We start from the raw sequence: 14281 nt of genomic DNA on the forward strand, positions 1-14281 counted from the left end.
GGGCGGTGTCGGTACGGGAGGGGGCGGCGGCGTCCAGGGCGTCGTCCAGGGCGGCGGCGAGCGCGGCGGCGAGTGGCGGGGTGTCGGCGTCGGTGTCTCGGCCGTCGCGGGCGCGGCCAGGTCGAGCGTCGGGCCCGGCGCCAGGCTCTCCACGGCGGTCTGCAGCGGTATCACCGAGGGCAGCGGGATGGCGCGCGGGCGCGGAGGGTGGCGGGGGCCGCTTCGAGGGCGGTGTCGGTGCGGGAGGGGGCGGCGGCGTCCAGGGCGGCGGCGAGCGCGGCGGCGAGTGGCGGGGTGTCGGCGTCGGTGTCTCGGCCGTCGCGGGCGCGGCCAGGTCGAGCGCCGGGCCCGGCGCCAGGCACTCCACGGCGGTCTGCAGCTGTATCACCGCGGGCAGCCGGAAGTCGGATTCGCGGAGCACGGCGAGAGAGGGCTGACTGATCGTCAGCAGTGGGGGTGGCGTGCGGGCGGCCGCGAACGTGGCCCGGTGGGAGCGTGCCGGGGTCGCGTTTGCCGCCCACCGCGCCAGGTGTCGGGGTGACGGAACGTCAGAGCTGCTCGTCGGTGCAGTGGTTGAGGTAGGCGTGAAGGGCGGCCGCGCCCGAGAGCAGGGCGCGGCCGCGGGCGGTGAGGCGGTCCTGCCAGGCGGCCAGGGTGGGGCGGAGGGCGTCCGGGTGGCCTGCCGTGCGCAGGCGGTGCAGGATCTCGGCAGTGCGGGCCAACCCGTGGCCGCCGCGCCGGAGTTGCTCGGCGACCAGCAGCTCGCGGACCTGGTCCGGCGTGTAGGTCCGGTAGCCCGTGCGGGCGTCGCGGGAGGGGGTGATCAGCCCCGCGCGTTCCCACGCGCGCAGCGTGGCCGGGCGCAGGCCGAGGCGGTGGGCGAGCGGACCGATGTGGGTGAACTCGGGGTTGGTGGCTGTCGATTGGGCCGGTGGCAGGTGAGCGAGCGCGGTGCGCACCGCGTCCAGGGTATGGCGGTCCTCGGCGAGGCGGGCGTGGCTCTCGTCGATCAGCCGCAGCGCCTCGTCCGGCTGCCCGGTGTTGACGGCGCACAGGATGGCGGTGGCCGCGCGGTGGCCGTGCCCCGGCAGCAGCGCCATGAACGCGCGGAGTGCGACGGCGTGCCGCTCCCCGTACTGCCGGTACCCGTGCGGGGAGCGGTCGGCGGGCGGCAGGACGCCCGCCTCCTCGTAGTTGCGCACTGCCTGGGTGGACAGGCCGTGCTCCCGGGCCAGATCGATCGGCCGCAGTGCCATGGTTGAGACTTTTCTGCTCGATTCTCGGGTGGAGAGCGGAAAAGTTTACACCGTCACTTCAGCGATACGGTGGAAGTCATGACTGTCTCGCCTTCGCTCCGGGACGCCGCCCGTCCCTTCTCGCCGTCCGCCGTCACCGACCTGCTCCCGCCCGGCACCCGGGTGCTGGCGCTGGGTGAACCCACTCACGGTGTCGAGGCGTTCCTCGACATCCGCAACGAGTTGTTTCGGTACCTGGTCGCCGAGCACGGCTACCGGTCGATCGCGGTGGAGAGCGACTGCCTGGCGGCGCTCGCTGTGGACGCCCATGTGGGTGGCGCGGCGGACGGCGGGATCGAGGCCGTGGTGCGGGAGGGGTTCAGCCACGGCTTCGGTGAGTTCGCGGGGAACCGTGAACTGGTGTGGTGGATGCGGGAGTTCAACGAAAGGCTGGGGGAGGGGCAGGAACGGCTGCGGTTCTACGGCGCGGACGGGCCACTGGAGATGACGGGAGCGGCGGCGCCCGGGCCCTCGCTGGTCAGGCTGCGCGAATTCCTGGCCGCGCGCCTTCCGGCTGAACTCGTCGTGCCGGAAGGGGAGTTGCTGCGACTGTGCGGGCCCGAGGAACGGTGGACCGAGCCGGCGGCGGCGTTCGAGCCCGAGCGGTCGGTCGGGCGGTCCGCGGAGGCCGATCAACTGCGGCTGATCGCCGACGAGTTGGCGACGCTGCTCGCGGCGCACGAGCCGCAGTTCGCGGCCGAGGCGGACCCCGAGGCGCACTGGCGGGCCCAGGTGGACGCGAGGACCGCAGTCGGGTTGCTGCGCTACCACGCGGCGATGGCGGACACCGGACCGGACCGGTTCAACTCGCTGATGCGCCAACGGAGTCTGATGATGGCCGACAACCTCGAAGCGATCACGCGCCGCGAGGCGCGGCGCGGCCCGACGCTGGTGTTCGCCCACAACCTCCACCTTCAGCGCGAGGCCGCGCGCATCCCGCTCGGCACGGAGGAGCTCCGGTCGTGGAGCGCCGGCTCGCTGCTTGCCGGCCGCCTCGGCGAGAGCTACGCCTTTGTGGCCTCCACGTTCGGCCACCGGGCCCCCGATGACCACCCCGCTCCCGAGTCCCTCGAAGGCCGGCTCGCCACCCTGCCCGAGGCCCGATCGGTCGTGGACCCCCGGCTGCTGGCCGCTGCGACGGCTGGTCGGGTGCGGCGGCGGGTGCCGGCGGATCACACGTACTTCGGGCTCGATCCGGAGGGGTTGGGGTTGGTGGACGGGGTGGTGTTCGTGCGGGAGATTGCGCGGCAGGCGGGGGTTTTCGGGGGCGGGTGAGGTGGTCGATTCGCCTGGCGGCGGGCGGAGAGGGGTGGTCGGGCGCTGCGACGGCCCGGCGCGTACCGGCGGATCACACGTACTTCGGGCTTGATCCGGAGGGAGGGAGGGGGCTGCCGACCCGACTCGACCGAACATCGCGGCCGCCCCCGGGCCCCCGGCCACAGCCAGCTGCCGGAGCTCGTCGTCGGACGCGGCCGTCCTCGGGTCGGCCGGGCCGGACCTGGCGTCCGGGAGGGTGGCGATCACGTGCGGCGCATGCGTCGGCGCCAGCGCCTGTGTCAGCGCCTGCGCGAATGCGTTGACGCGGAACGTGCTCAGGGGCTGGTAAGGCTCAATAGGTGCTTGGCCACCCAGTAGGCGTTCGAGACCTCGGAGCTTTGCAGGACGGGAAGGGCGTTGAAGCTGCTCGCGCCGGAGGGGGTCTTCCGGGCGGCGCCTGTGCGTGGCCACCCGAGGTTCTGCCTCGAAGGCCCCGTCAGGGGCGGTGCGGGAGCTAATTCGCGGCGGGGCCGGGGCGATTCGGGGAGGATGCCGGGATGCATCGTCATGTGTGGGCCGGACTGGCCGAGAATCCTGCGCTGCCGGTCGAGGCAGTGGACCGGCTGATGGCCCTGGACGAGCCGGATCTGTCGATGGAGCTCGCGGGGCGCAGTGAGTTGACGGAACGTCAGATCGCGATACTGGCCGAGCGCGGTGTCGTGGAGGCGGGGATCCTCGTCGAGGGCGGGCAGCTGGCGGCGGAGCGGATCGATCCGGTGCGGCAGCCGGTCGCCGCGCTCGCCCTGCTGCGGGCCGGGCCGGCGCCCGTGGCGTGGGCGCCGATTCTGCTCGAACGGGCCGAGCTGCGGGCGGAGTTGGCCGGCTGCCGGACGCTTCCGCGTGAGGTGGCCCGGCGGCTGGCGGACGAGCCCGATCTCGCCGTCCCTGTCGCGCTCGCCGAGGCGACGGCCGACCCGGAGATCGCCGCCCTGCTGGCCGCACACCCGTCGCAGCACGTCCGGGCGGAGCTCGCCCTCAACCGGGACGTGCCGCCCGCCGTCCTCGCCGACCTGATCAACGACCGTCCGGCGCTGGTCAGTTGTGAAGTCTGTGTGCGCCATGAGGTCCCGTGGGTCCACCCGCCGGACTGCTCGGACCCGCAGTGCACCCTGCCCGGTGGGGCGGCCTGCGACGGCAGTCACCAGTTCGCCCGGCACACCATTCTGCGCCCTGCGCTCGGCAACCCGGCCGCGCCGGTCGGCGACGTCCTCCGGTACCTGGAGGACCCGTCGCCGTTCCTGCGCGAGCAACTCGCCTCGCGCACCGACCTCCCCGCGTCCGCGTACCGCGCGCTCGCCGCCGACCCGGAGATCTGGGTGCGGGAGCCGCTGGCGAGCAACCCCGCGATCGGGGAAGAGCTGCTCCGGCAGCTGGCCGAGGACCCGTCCCTGGAGGTGCGGCGCAGCGCGGCCCAGCATCCGCTGCTCCCGCTGGACGTGCTGGACCGGCTGTGCGCCACCGACTGGCTAGGGCCGCTGCTGCTGCCCCGGATCGCCGCAGCCACCCCCGCCGAACTGGACGCGCTCGCCAACTCCGCCAACCCCGCACTGCGCCGCCTCACCGCACTGCGCCGCGACCTTCCCGTCCCCGTCCGCGACGGGCTCGCCGACGACTCCGTGGCCAAGGTCGCCGCCGCCGTCGCACCCCATCCCGGCCTGGACGACGGGCAGTTGAGAGCCATGCACCGGCGCCACGGCCGCGCGGTCGGAGCCGGAATCGCCGCCAACCCGGATGCGGGTACGGCGCTGCTCGCCGAACTCGTCCGCGCCGAGCACAACGTCGCCACCCTGCGCGCCCTCGCCCACCACCCCGCCGCCGACGGTGCCACCCTCACCGCCTGCCTGCGAGACCGCCGCGCCCGCCGCACGGCTGCCGTCCACCCGGCACTGCCGCTCGCCCAACTCCGCTCCCTGCTGGACGATCCGGATCCCGTGACCGCCCAGGTCGCCGCCGCGAATCCGGCGCTGCCGGTGCCCGAGATGCTGCGGCTGATGCCACCGGGGCCTTGACGCCCATGCCCGTACGCACTGGATCGGCGGGGGCGGGAAGGAGCGCGGCACGCGTACGCGCCGACCCGGGGACGAGATCGGCAACGGCGACTGCCCGGTGTGCGCGGAGGCGCGCCGCCAGGCGGAGGCGCCCGGCCGTGACGTCGCGATGGCGGACGGCAGCGTGCTGGTGGCCGACCGCGCCGCGCAGTCGGCCGACCGATTCGGGTTGAGCCGGGCCGGCGAGGCCCCGGCTGACAGCGGTGAGTACTGGCTTCGTCCCCGTGAACCACGCCGCTGAGCGGCAGTTCCCGGCCGTGCTCGCCGCCGCGTTGGCGTGCCCGATCCACTACGACGGCGGGGACGGGATCGACTTCGAGCCCTTCCCGGCCCTCGCGTCCGCCGACGACACCATCTCCTGGCTCCTGGCTCCGGGCCTGGACCGGGAACGGCGAGCTGGACGGCGATGAGTTCCGGGTGTTCGGGCAGGACGGCACCGGCGGGTATGCGGCGTTCTGGCTGGTCCGGCCGGGTCGTCCGCTCGCCGATCAGCCTGTCGTCTTTCTCGGTTCGGAGGGCGAAACCGCCGTGGTGGCCCGCGAATTGGGTGCTTTCCTGTGGCTGCTGGCCGGCGGCTACGGCCCGAGCGAGGCCGCCGACCCGTGGCGGTGCCGGGGCTGGACGGCCCGGCCCCGCCCGGAACTGCTCGCCCTCGCCGAGCAGTTCGCCGGTGGGCGGCGGCAGTCGCCCGCCGAAGTGATCGAGGAAGCAGCGCTGGAGTTCCCGGAGTTCGACGACACCGTTGGCGCGCTCTGCCGGTAATGCGGCGTTGGGCCGGGGCGGTCAGCGGTTGTGGCGGTGGAGCGGCGGGTTGAGCAGGCGGGTTGCCAACTGGCGGGCGTCGGAAGGGTCGTGGACCGGGCGGGGGAAGGGGATGCGCGGGCCCCGGAGGCGCTTGTCGGGGATGGAACGGCCGAGGGCTCTCGTCCAGTCGGGGTGGTCCAGGACGACCGTGTGGGCCTCGTGGTGGGCGGCATCGTCGTTGTCGTCGTCGTGCGGGGCCAGGTGCAGGCGCAGCCGGGTGCCGTCCAGCCACTCGGCGGCGATGACCTGGCGGCCCAGGGACTCGGCGAACATCGACCGCTTGGCGTTGTTGTCGAGCCCGACCAGCAGCAGTTGGCCCTCGAAGAAGTAGCCGCCGTCGTAGTCGCCGAGGCCCACCGCGAGCAGCGGGCTGCTCGGGTGGAACGCCAGCGTGTTGATGTGGTGCCCGCAGGTGGTCCGCCGCAGCAGCCGGGGCCGGTCGCCCGTCTCGAACAGGCCGAGCTTCGCGGCCACGCCGTACTTGTCGGCGCACGCCACGGCGAGCAGCCGGCGGGCGGGGTCGGCGACGGCGAGGACGGGCTCGCCGAGGGCGGTGAGTTCGGCGAGGACGGTCATGCGGGTGAACTCCGTTGGCGGGGTGGGTCAGTGGGGCGGCGCGCCGGTCCAGATGACGTCCTTGCGCTCCATCCGGGTGCCGTGGGTGAACTGGAGGCTGAACGGGTTGGCCGAGGCGTTCGGCAGTCCGTACGTCTCCAGCGCGGTCGCCTCCTGGCCGGGGCCGAGGGTCTGCGGGAGAGCGGTGTACTGGCCGCCGCCGAACAGCGGGTGGAGCAGGGTGCCCCGGGAGTCCTTGACGATCAGCAGGCCCGAACCGTACAGCGACAGTTCGGCGGAGGTGGTGTTGACGACGGTGACCCGGACCTGCACGAACGTCGCGTCCTGCGGGAGCTGGGCGCCGCCGCTCCGGCTCGGCGTGGCGGGGGTCGGCTCGGCCATGGTGACCTTCAGGCCGTCGGGGTACGTGTAGGAACCGCCGAACGACAGGCGGCGGGCCCGCTCGTCCGCGGCCTTCGCCTCCTGCTCGGCGGCGTGCTGCTTCGCCCGGTCCTCCGCGAGGCGCTGCCGCTCGGCGTTGTCGCGCTGCTGCTGCTTCACCGTACGGTTGTTCACGCGGACGTCGGACCGCACCGCGGCGACGGCGAGGACGCCGATGCAGACGGAAGCCACCAGGCCCACGAGGCCGAGAACGGTGCCGGTGAGCGCCATCGCCCGGTTGGTGGCGAGGCCCTTGCGGGCCAGGCTCAGGCCGATGCTGCCGAAGATCACCGCGAGCAGGGCCGGCAGCCAGGAGAGCCAGAACAGGATCAGCGGCAAGCAGAGCACGAGCCCGACGATTCCGAGCACCAGGGCCGTGATCCCCATGCCGTTGCGCGGCGGCGCGGCCGGGACCGCGTACGGCGGCCAGTACATGCCCTCGGCGCCGGGGACCGGGACCGGGCCGTGGGCCGGGGCCGGGAACGGGCCGGGGGTCGGGAACGGGCCGGGGGTCGGGAACGGGGCCTGCGTCGGGAACGGAGCCGGCGGGGCCGCGTTCGGGTCCGGAGCGGCCCACGGGTTGGCGGGCGGCGGGGTGTCCGCGGACTTGGCCCAGGGCGCGGCGGTCGGCTCGGGCGTGCCCTCGGGCACGGCGGTCGGCTCGGGCGTGCCCTCGGGCGCAGCGGTCGGCTCGGGCGTGCCCTCGGGCGCAGCGGTCGGCTCGGGCGTGCCCTCGGGCGCAGGGATCGGCTCGGGCTTGGCCTCGGGCACGGCGGTCGGCTCGGGCGTGCCCTCGGAGGCAGAGATCGCCTCGGGCTTGGCCCCGGGATCGGACGCGGCCTCGGGCTTGGCCTCGGGCACGGCGACCGGCTCGGCCTCGGACGCGGCTTCGGGCGCAGGCGCAGCCGCAAACGCGGACTCGGGCGCCGGCCCGGGCGCGGCTTCGGTCTCGGGGCGGTCGGGCGGGGTGGGAACGGTCATGCGGCACCTTGGGCTTCGGGACGGCGGTGATCGGCGCGCGGAGTGCGACCAGGCAGTTTCCCGTGAGTCACAGTCCGAAGGCGAACCGATTTTCGTATCGTCCCACGAGTGGCAGGAGCTGCTGAGAGAGGGTCAGGCCGGGCCGAGGTAGGTGTGAACCACGGCGGGCTGCCCGGTGGGCGCGAGCCAGTTCGCCGTGGCGGTGGTGACGAGCTGCCAGCTGGCCCGCTCGTACAGCGCGATCGCCCCCTCGGCACCGGACTCCACCTCCAGCACCGGCCGGCGCCCGCCCTCTCTCGCCGCCTGCGCCGCCCGGTCCAGCAGCGCACCGGCCAGACCCCGACGCCGCGCCGACACGCCGACGAACAACCGTGCCACGGCGGCGAGTTGATCGTCCGGGAGGCCGGCCGCCGCCGCGATGACGGACCCGGCGCGGGCAAGGGCCACGTGGCCGAGCACCTCCGGCCCGGCGACGGCGACCCACGCGCCGAGCAACTCCGGTGGTGCCAGCCAGCGTTCCGGTTCGGAGGGCCAGTACGCCGGATACCGGTCCGCCTGGTACGCGGTGGCCAACGCCCGTACACAGGAGGGCAGATCGTCGTCACGTCGCGGGCGGATCACCGGTTGGGCCATGGCCCGATCATGGCATGGGCCGGCGTGGCGGAAAGGCCCGCGTCAGGTGGCGCAGGAGAGCAGGCGACCGTCGTCGGTGCCGACCAGCAGGCGGCCGGGGCCGGGGACGGTGAGTGCCGTCGCGACCACCGCGACCCGGCCGACGGTGAGCGGGGTGCGCCGCAGGACGGTGCCGTCGGTGGCCGAGAGGGTCACCAACTCGGCGTTGTCGTAGGCGACATGGACGAGGTCGCGGTCGAAGTCGGCGTCCAGCGCGGTGGCCGGTCGGTCGGTGCGGAAGACCCAGCGCGGCGTGCCGTCGGACGGGTCGCGGCGGACCACGAAGGATCCGCCCGGTTGCAGGCCCTGGCCGTGGTGGACTGTGCCCGCGTGGAGCAGGTCGCCGCCGTGGAGTTCGACGCCCGGGCCGGGTAGGTGGGACTCGGCCCGGTCCCAGGACAGCGGGAAGCGCCGCTGGTACCCGCCGACCGTGCGGACGGACCGGTCGGCGGCGGGCAGGCGCGACGGGTCGGCCGTCGCCACCCACGGTCGTCCGGGCCGGGGCGGGTTCGTCGCGAGGTACACCAGGCGGCTGTGCCGGATGCGCAGATCGCGATGCACCTGCGGGGCGAGCGCCGGGAGGCCGTCCGCGCAGGCCAACAGCGCGACGTGGCGCCGAGGTTGATGCTGAGCGAGCCGGGAACCGTCCACCAGGGACAGTTCGGTGACCGACCGCTGTTCGCCGCTGCGGACGAAGACCGACTGCCGCTCGGCGGCGACCACGAACTCGCCTGCGCCGTCCGCCCGTTCCGCCGACCAGGCGACGGCGTCCGATGGTGTGCGGCACTCCAGCGCCCCGGGCAGCGCCGCCAGCAGCCGCCCGTCCGGGAGTTCCTCGACGGCGCTGATCGGGCCGCGCGGCGCCCATCCGCCGTGCAGGCCGTCCAGCAGACGGCGGGCCGGCTCGGCGCCGTCCGGGCGGGGGACGGGAAGGCGCGGGCCGGCCAGTTCCTGTGGTGCGACCGACCGGGCGGGGAGGGCGCGCCAGTCGGCCCGGTGCAGGACGGCGCGGTGGCCGTCCTGCCATGCGGCGCGGTCCTGCCAGTCGTCCGGCGGGGCGAGCAGCAGCCGCAGCGACTGCCCGTCCAGCCACTTCAGGCCGAGTACCTCGCGGCCCGACCGGCGTTCGAACAGCGAGAGGTGGCTGCCGGTTTCGAGATCCAGCAGGAGCAGCTCACCGTTGAAGGAGTGCCCGCCGTCGTAGCAGCCGGTGCCGATCGCGAGCAGTGGCAGCTCGGGGTGGAACGCCAGCGCGTGCACGGGGTAGTGGGAGCGGAGCAGGGCCACGCAGGCCAGGTCGGTGGTGCGGTACACCGCCACCGGCGCCGGCCGCCCGCAGCGGGCCAGGCCCGCCACCGCGAGCAGGGCGCGGCCTTCGTCCGTCGCCGCCACCGAGGGGTCGCGGGCCTCGGCGAACGGCCGGTCGGCGAAGCGGCGTTCGATGCGAAAAGGGCTGGTCACAGGGGTGATCCTAAAAGATCGTCCGGACCGGGAATCTTCGTGGGGGAGCGGCAGTTGGGGACTCCCTGGCCGAAGGACGGCCGGAAGATCGAATGAACGGGGGAGCGGCCATGGCGTACCAGGCCGGTGCGGTGCGGGGCACGGTTGCGGCGGGCTTCGAGGGCGTGCGGGACGAATTCGCCGCCGTGCTGGGCGAGATGAACGACTCGCCGGAGGCGCAGCTGGTGGTGCAGGTGGACGGGCGGCGGGTGGTCGACCTGTGGGCCGGCGAGGCGACGGACGCGGACACGCTGATGAGCGTGTTCTCGATCTCGAAGGGCGCCGCGCACCTGGTCGTGGCCCTGCTGGTGCAGGACGGCGTGCTCGACCTGGACCGTGAAGTGTCCTCGTACTGGCCGGAGTTCGGCGCGCACGGCAAGGACCGGCTGACGCTGCGCGAGCTGCTCGCGCAGCGCTCGGGCGTCATCGGGGTGGACGGCGGTTTCACCGACGAGGAACTGGCCGACGACCGGGTGATCGCGGCCCGGCTGGCGGCCCAACGGCCGTTCTGGGAGCCGGGATCGGCGTACGGCTACCACGCGTTCGTGATCGGCGCGCTGACCGGCGAGGTGGTGCGCCGGGTGACCGGCCGTTCGATCCAGGAGATCTTCGAGGAGCGGATCCGCGCCCCGTACGGGCTGGACTTCTATCTCGGCCTGCCCGAGGAGTTGGAGGCGCGCCGGGCCGAGGCGCTGCCGCTGCGGCCGACGCCGGAGGAGGCCGAGCGGCTCGCGGCCGGTTCCATCGACCCGGAGAGTGCCCTCGGCATCGCCTTCAACCTGAACGCGCCCGTGCCGACGGACTTGGTGGTCTTCGCCAACTCCCGTGCCGTGCGGGCCCTCGGGCAGAGCTCGTCCGCCGGTGTCGGCACCGCCCGCGGCGTGGCGGGCATGTACGCGGCGGCGATCGCGGGGCTGGACGGCCGCGCTCCGCTGCTGAAGCCGGAGACCATCACCGAGTTCGCCCGCCCGCAGTTCCACGGCACCGACCTGGTCACCGGCAACGAGGACGTCTTCGGCCTCGGCTTCGAGGAACTCAGCGGCCTCTTCCGCCCGCTCGGCCCCGACGCCTTCGGCCACAGCGGTGCCGCCGGTTCCCTCGGCTTCGCCGACCCGGCCCCCGGCCTCGCCTACGCGTACACCCGCCGCCGCTTCGGCTTCCCGTCCCCCTACGGCGCGGGCCCGGAGAACCACCAGCTGATCGCGGCCGTCTACCGGGCGCTCCAGGCGGGCTGACGCGGCGCCGGCAGGCAACAGCCCGGCCCCTCCCGTGGGGGAGCGGCCGGGCGGGGGAGTGTCAGGCGCGGCTCTCGACCTGGACGGCGGGCTCCAGCGGGGAGGCGATGTCCTGGGGCTTGCTGCGGGCGGCCCAGTCGCGGATGCCCAGCACGACCATGACGAAGAAGATGCCGTAGACGATGCCGGAGAAGTACAGCTCCGAGTGGATCGCCAGCGGCACGCCGACCAGGTCCACGGCCAGCCAGACGAACCAGAACTCGATGTAGCGGCGGGCCTGGCTGAACATGGCGAGAATGGAGCCGATGAAGATCCAGGCGTCGGCGAGGACCATCCACCACGGGGCGCCCGGGTAGAACGAGGCGTCGTTCCACTTGAGCAGCGCGCCGAACGCGGCGGTGCCGAACACCATCGCGCCTGTCAGCAGGGCGCGTTCGGTCCAGGACGCCCAGCGGACGTTGATGGTGCCTTCCTGCTCGCGGCTGCGCTTCCAAGTGGCCCAGCCCCAGGCCGCCGACAGGATGATCACGACCTGCCGGGCGGCGTTGCCGCCGAGGTTCACGTTCAGGCTGGCGATCAGCAGGAAGACCGAGCCGAGGATCTGCACCGGCCAGGCCACCAGCGAACGGCGCAGCGCCAGCCAGACGGTGGCGAGCGCCAGGATGTTGCCCAGGAAGTCGGACCAGTAGACGGGGAGTCCGAAGAAGCTGAACTGCTCGTTCAGCCAGTGGAATGCGCTCATTACTCACACCTTTGTTCGTACGGAGCGAGGAAGGGGGAAGAGAGCGGCCGGCCCCGCGACAGGGAAGCGGGGAGCGGGACCGGCCGGGCACGCGGGCGTTGGGCGCGGACGTGGGTGTGGGGCGGGGGTGCGTGCCGTGCAGCGGGAAGCGAGGGGGACGGTCGGCCCCGCTACTGGGGAAGCGGGTGCGGGGCCGACCGGGCTTGTGGGGTACGGGAGTTGACGCTGTATCAGACCGTCGCTGCGGCTCGCACCCGACGGCCGTGCGCCGAGTCCAGCAGCGCCTCCGAGTGACGGACGTCCGCCTTCGCGGCGAGCAGCAGCTCGTCCACCGAGGCGAACCTGACGGTGTCCCGGATCCGGGCGACGAACCAGAGGGCGACGTGCTCGCCGTACAGGTCGTCGGAGGTGTCGTGGCAGTACACCTCGGTGTGGATCCGCGGGCCGTCCTCGAAGGTGGGGTTGGTGCCGATGCTGATCGTCGCGCGGTGCACGCCGCCGGTGGCCGGGCGGGCCAGCCAGCCGCTGTAGATGGCCGGCGGCGGGACGTCCGCGCCGGGGTCGGGGGAGATGTTGGCGGTGGGGAAGCCCAGTCCCCGGCCCCGCCCGGCACCGTGAACAACGGTGCCGGACAGGCAGGTTGGCGAGGTGTCAGGCATGGGGGGACAGCTCGCGGAACTGGCTGGTGTGGAACACCAGCGGCTCCACGCCGGGGAACAGTTCGGCGGTGAGCAGCTCCATCAGGACGATCTCGTGGTCGCCGCCGTCGTACACCGCGCCGACCCGGGCGGTCAGCCACAGCGCGGCGCCGTCGATCAGCACCGCGCCGTCCGGCGTCGCCTGCCAGTCGGCGCCCTCGAAGCGGTCGCCCGACCGGGAGGCGAGGCGGCGGCAGAGCGCGCCCTGGCCGTGGCTGAGCACGCTCAGCCCCAGCACCGGCAGGTCGGCCAGGCGCGGCCAGGTGGTCGAGGTGCGGGCCACGCTGACCGCGATCATCGGCGGCTCCAGCGAGATCGACACGAACGAGCTCGCCGCGAACCCGTCCGGCGCGCCGCCGCGCAGCGCGCCGATCGCGACCACACCGGTGGGGTACGCCCCGAAGGCCTGGCGCAGCGCGGCCGCGCTCAGGTCACCGGCGGTGCTCGGCAGCGTGGCCGTGCTCAAGTCACCGGCTGTCGTGGGGTGGTGGACAGGAGTGGCCATGGCCGTCGTCGTCCTCTCGTCGCGAATGGCGCGAATGACGTGGGTGGTGCGGGTGGGGTGGGAGACGTGGGGTGAGTGACGTGGGGTGGGGTGGGTCAGTGGCGGTACCGGGCGGCCGGGTGGCTGGCCGGCAGGGCGCGGTCGGTGGCACCGGTGAGGCGCTCGCGCAGCGACTCGCCGTCCGTGTACTCGCCGCGGAACACGCCGCGCTTGCGCAGGATCGGCAGCACCGACTCGACGAACTCGACGGTGGAGGCCGGCTGCACGGGCGGCGAGAGCAGGAAGCCGTCCAGGTCCGCGCCCTCGGCGAGCGCGCAGATCTCGTCGGCGATCTCCTCGGCGGTGCCGACCACCGGGCGGGCGCCGACGCCGTGGGTGTGCCAGTCGGCGAGCACATCGCCGACCGTCTTGTCGGCGAACCGGGCGACCTGGGTCTGCGACATCTCGGTGGACAGCTCACTCATCGGGGTGTCCGGCGCGTACGAGGACAGGTCCAGGCCGGTGAACATCGCGTACGAGGCGACGGTGACCTCCGGGCGCTGCGCGTCCAGGATCCGCTGCCAGCGGCGCTCGGCGTCCTGGGTGCTCGCGCCGACCACGCAGGAGAACGCCGACATGATCTTGACCTGATCGGCGGAGCGGCCGGCCTTCACGGCCTCCTCGCGGATCGCCCTGGTGTGGCCCGCCAGCTGCTCGACGCTGCCGCTGCCGACGAACATGCACTCGCCGTGCCGCCCGCCGACCCGACGGCCCGCCGGGGACGCGCCGGCCTGGAACAGCACCGGGGTGCCCTGCGGGGAACGGGCCGTGTTGCCGTAGCCGTGCGAGCGGAAGTACGGGCCCTGGTGCTCGACCAGGTGCACCTTCGCCGGGTCGGCGAACCGGCCGGCCTTGTCCTTCTCCAGGGCGTCCGGCTCCCAGGCGCCCTCCCAGTACTTGTAGACCAGGTCGAGGAAGTCCTCGGCCATCGCGTACCGGTCGTCGTGCGCCACCATGTCCATTCCGAAGGCCTTCACGGCGGTGTCGGCGGTGCCGGTGGTGACGATGTTCCAGCCCAGCCGGCCGCCGGACAGCTGGTCCAGGGTGGCCAGGCGGCGGGCGAACCCGTACGGCGGCTCGACCAGCACCGAACCCGTCACCACCAGGCCGAGGTCGGTGGTCGAGGCGAGCAGCGCCGAGGCGATCACGAACGGGTCCAGGCGCGGCAGGTCGAGGGTCTCCTCGGTGGCGATCGGCGGGCGCACCCCGTTGATCTCCGACCAGCCCCAGGCGTCCGCCAGGAACAGGAAGTCCAGCTTGGCGTCCTCGCAGAGCTGCGCGACCTCGCGCCAGTAGCCGAGAGTGTCGAACAGGTGCCGACGGCTGTCGGGGTGGCGCCAGGTGGCGGTGCCGCTCGCGTTGGTCTGGGCGTTCTCGAACAGTCCGAGCTTGAGGCTGCGCATGGGTGTTCTCCGTTGAACTGGTGATGCCTGGGAGCAGTAAAGTCTG

The 14281-nt window shown here is 73.7% G+C and carries 12 protein-coding genes and 1 pseudogene; 4 read left to right on the forward strand and 9 right to left on the reverse strand.

Features of this window, described 5'->3' with window-relative positions; translation table 11 throughout:
* Positions 1-548 precede the first annotated feature (548 nt).
* Positions 549-1256: a MerR family transcriptional regulator gene (locus ACZ6R9_RS25745; RefSeq protein WP_465540596.1), complete on the reverse strand. Its 708-nt coding sequence runs from the start codon at positions 1254-1256 to the stop codon at positions 549-551.
* A 78-nt stretch (positions 1257-1334) separates the two neighbouring features.
* On the opposite strand from ACZ6R9_RS25745, the gene ACZ6R9_RS25750 reads away from it, so the two are divergent.
* The 3 genes and pseudogenes from ACZ6R9_RS25750 (at position 1335) to ACZ6R9_RS25760 (ending at position 5422) form a co-directional block, all read left to right on the forward strand.
* The gene (locus ACZ6R9_RS25750; RefSeq protein ID WP_465540598.1) at positions 1335-2570 is read left to right on the forward strand and encodes an erythromycin esterase family protein; all 1236 of its coding nucleotides are present in this window, start codon (positions 1335-1337) and stop codon (positions 2568-2570) included.
* 539 nt (positions 2571-3109) lie between these two features.
* Positions 3110-4621, forward strand: coding sequence for a hypothetical protein (locus ACZ6R9_RS25755; protein WP_465540600.1), 1512 nt, complete (start codon positions 3110-3112; stop codon positions 4619-4621).
* A gap of 263 nt (positions 4622-4884) precedes the next feature.
* Positions 4885-5422: pseudogene (locus ACZ6R9_RS25760) on the forward strand (SMI1/KNR4 family protein).
* A gap of 21 nt (positions 5423-5443) precedes the next feature.
* Here ACZ6R9_RS25760 and ACZ6R9_RS25765 read toward each other — a convergent pair.
* The 4 genes from ACZ6R9_RS25765 to ACZ6R9_RS25780 form a co-directional block, all read right to left on the reverse strand.
* Entirely contained in the window at positions 5444-6040 is a 597-nt protein-coding gene (locus ACZ6R9_RS25765) for a hypothetical protein (RefSeq protein WP_465540602.1), read from the reverse strand.
* Between the two features lie 27 nt (positions 6041-6067).
* Positions 6068-7441 carry a hypothetical protein gene (locus ACZ6R9_RS25770; protein WP_465540604.1) on the reverse strand — a complete coding sequence of 458 codons (1374 nt, stop codon included), beginning with the start codon at positions 7439-7441 and terminating at the stop codon, positions 6068-6070.
* A gap of 132 nt (positions 7442-7573) precedes the next feature.
* Positions 7574-8074 (reverse strand): GNAT family N-acetyltransferase, encoded by a 501-nt coding sequence (locus ACZ6R9_RS25775; protein ID WP_465540605.1) that lies wholly within the window; start codon positions 8072-8074, stop codon positions 7574-7576.
* 42 nt (positions 8075-8116) lie between these two features.
* Complete coding sequence (locus ACZ6R9_RS25780; protein WP_465540607.1) at positions 8117-9574, reverse strand: hypothetical protein; 1458 nt, start codon at positions 9572-9574, stop codon at positions 8117-8119.
* Positions 9575-9684: 110 nt separating this feature from the next.
* Here ACZ6R9_RS25780 and ACZ6R9_RS25785 point away from each other — a divergent pair, with 110 nt between their 5' ends.
* A complete protein-coding gene (locus ACZ6R9_RS25785; RefSeq protein ID WP_465540609.1) occupies positions 9685-10848 on the forward strand; it encodes a serine hydrolase domain-containing protein in 1164 nt (387 codons plus the stop codon).
* 61 nt (positions 10849-10909) lie between these two features.
* Here the strand turns inward: ACZ6R9_RS25785 and ACZ6R9_RS25790 are convergent, their stop codons facing one another.
* From ACZ6R9_RS25790 to ACZ6R9_RS25805, 4 genes are all read right to left on the reverse strand, one after another.
* Positions 10910-11590 carry a nicotinamide mononucleotide transporter family protein gene (locus ACZ6R9_RS25790; protein WP_465540611.1) on the reverse strand — a complete coding sequence of 227 codons (681 nt, stop codon included), beginning with the start codon at positions 11588-11590 and terminating at the stop codon, positions 10910-10912.
* Positions 11591-11820: 230 nt separating this feature from the next.
* Complete coding sequence (locus tag ACZ6R9_RS25795) at positions 11821-12249, reverse strand: riboflavin kinase (RefSeq protein WP_380487223.1); 429 nt, start codon at positions 12247-12249, stop codon at positions 11821-11823.
* On the reverse strand, positions 12242-12793 hold the full coding sequence (locus ACZ6R9_RS25800; RefSeq protein WP_380487225.1) for a flavin reductase family protein: 552 nt from the start codon (positions 12791-12793) through the stop codon (positions 12242-12244). The genes ACZ6R9_RS25795 and ACZ6R9_RS25800 overlap by 8 nt, the downstream gene beginning before the upstream one ends.
* Positions 12794-12888: 95 nt before the next feature.
* Positions 12889-14235, reverse strand: coding sequence for an NtaA/DmoA family FMN-dependent monooxygenase (locus ACZ6R9_RS25805; RefSeq protein WP_465540614.1), 1347 nt, complete (start codon positions 14233-14235; stop codon positions 12889-12891).
* Positions 14236-14281 lie beyond the last annotated feature (46 nt).

The organism is Kitasatospora sp. NPDC048662, assembly GCF_055587065.1.

What these genes read in the sequence shown, in the direction of transcription:
- ACZ6R9_RS25785 (WP_465540609.1), top strand. Translation starts at nt 9,685, where the DNA reads ATGGCGTACCAGGCCGGTGCGGTGCGGGGCACGGTTGCGGCGGGCTTC.
- ACZ6R9_RS25800 (WP_380487225.1), bottom strand. Translation starts at nt 12,793, where the DNA reads ATGGCCACTCCTGTCCACCACCCCACGACAGCCGGTGACTTGAGCACG.
- ACZ6R9_RS25775 (WP_465540605.1), bottom strand. Translation starts at nt 8,074, where the DNA reads ATGGCCCAACCGGTGATCCGCCCGCGACGTGACGACGATCTGCCCTCC.
- ACZ6R9_RS25805 (WP_465540614.1), bottom strand. Translation starts at nt 14,235, where the DNA reads ATGCGCAGCCTCAAGCTCGGACTGTTCGAGAACGCCCAGACCAACGCG.
- ACZ6R9_RS25765 (WP_465540602.1), bottom strand. Translation starts at nt 6,040, where the DNA reads ATGACCGTCCTCGCCGAACTCACCGCCCTCGGCGAGCCCGTCCTCGCC.
- ACZ6R9_RS25770 (WP_465540604.1), bottom strand. Translation starts at nt 7,441, where the DNA reads ATGACCGTTCCCACCCCGCCCGACCGCCCCGAGACCGAAGCCGCGCCC.
- ACZ6R9_RS25745 (WP_465540596.1), bottom strand. Translation starts at nt 1,256, where the DNA reads ATGGCACTGCGGCCGATCGATCTGGCCCGGGAGCACGGCCTGTCCACC.
- ACZ6R9_RS25750 (WP_465540598.1), top strand. Translation starts at nt 1,335, where the DNA reads ATGACTGTCTCGCCTTCGCTCCGGGACGCCGCCCGTCCCTTCTCGCCG.
- ACZ6R9_RS25795 (WP_380487223.1), bottom strand. Translation starts at nt 12,249, where the DNA reads ATGCCTGACACCTCGCCAACCTGCCTGTCCGGCACCGTTGTTCACGGT.
- ACZ6R9_RS25790 (WP_465540611.1), bottom strand. Translation starts at nt 11,590, where the DNA reads ATGAGCGCATTCCACTGGCTGAACGAGCAGTTCAGCTTCTTCGGACTC.
- ACZ6R9_RS25755 (WP_465540600.1), top strand. Translation starts at nt 3,110, where the DNA reads ATGCATCGTCATGTGTGGGCCGGACTGGCCGAGAATCCTGCGCTGCCG.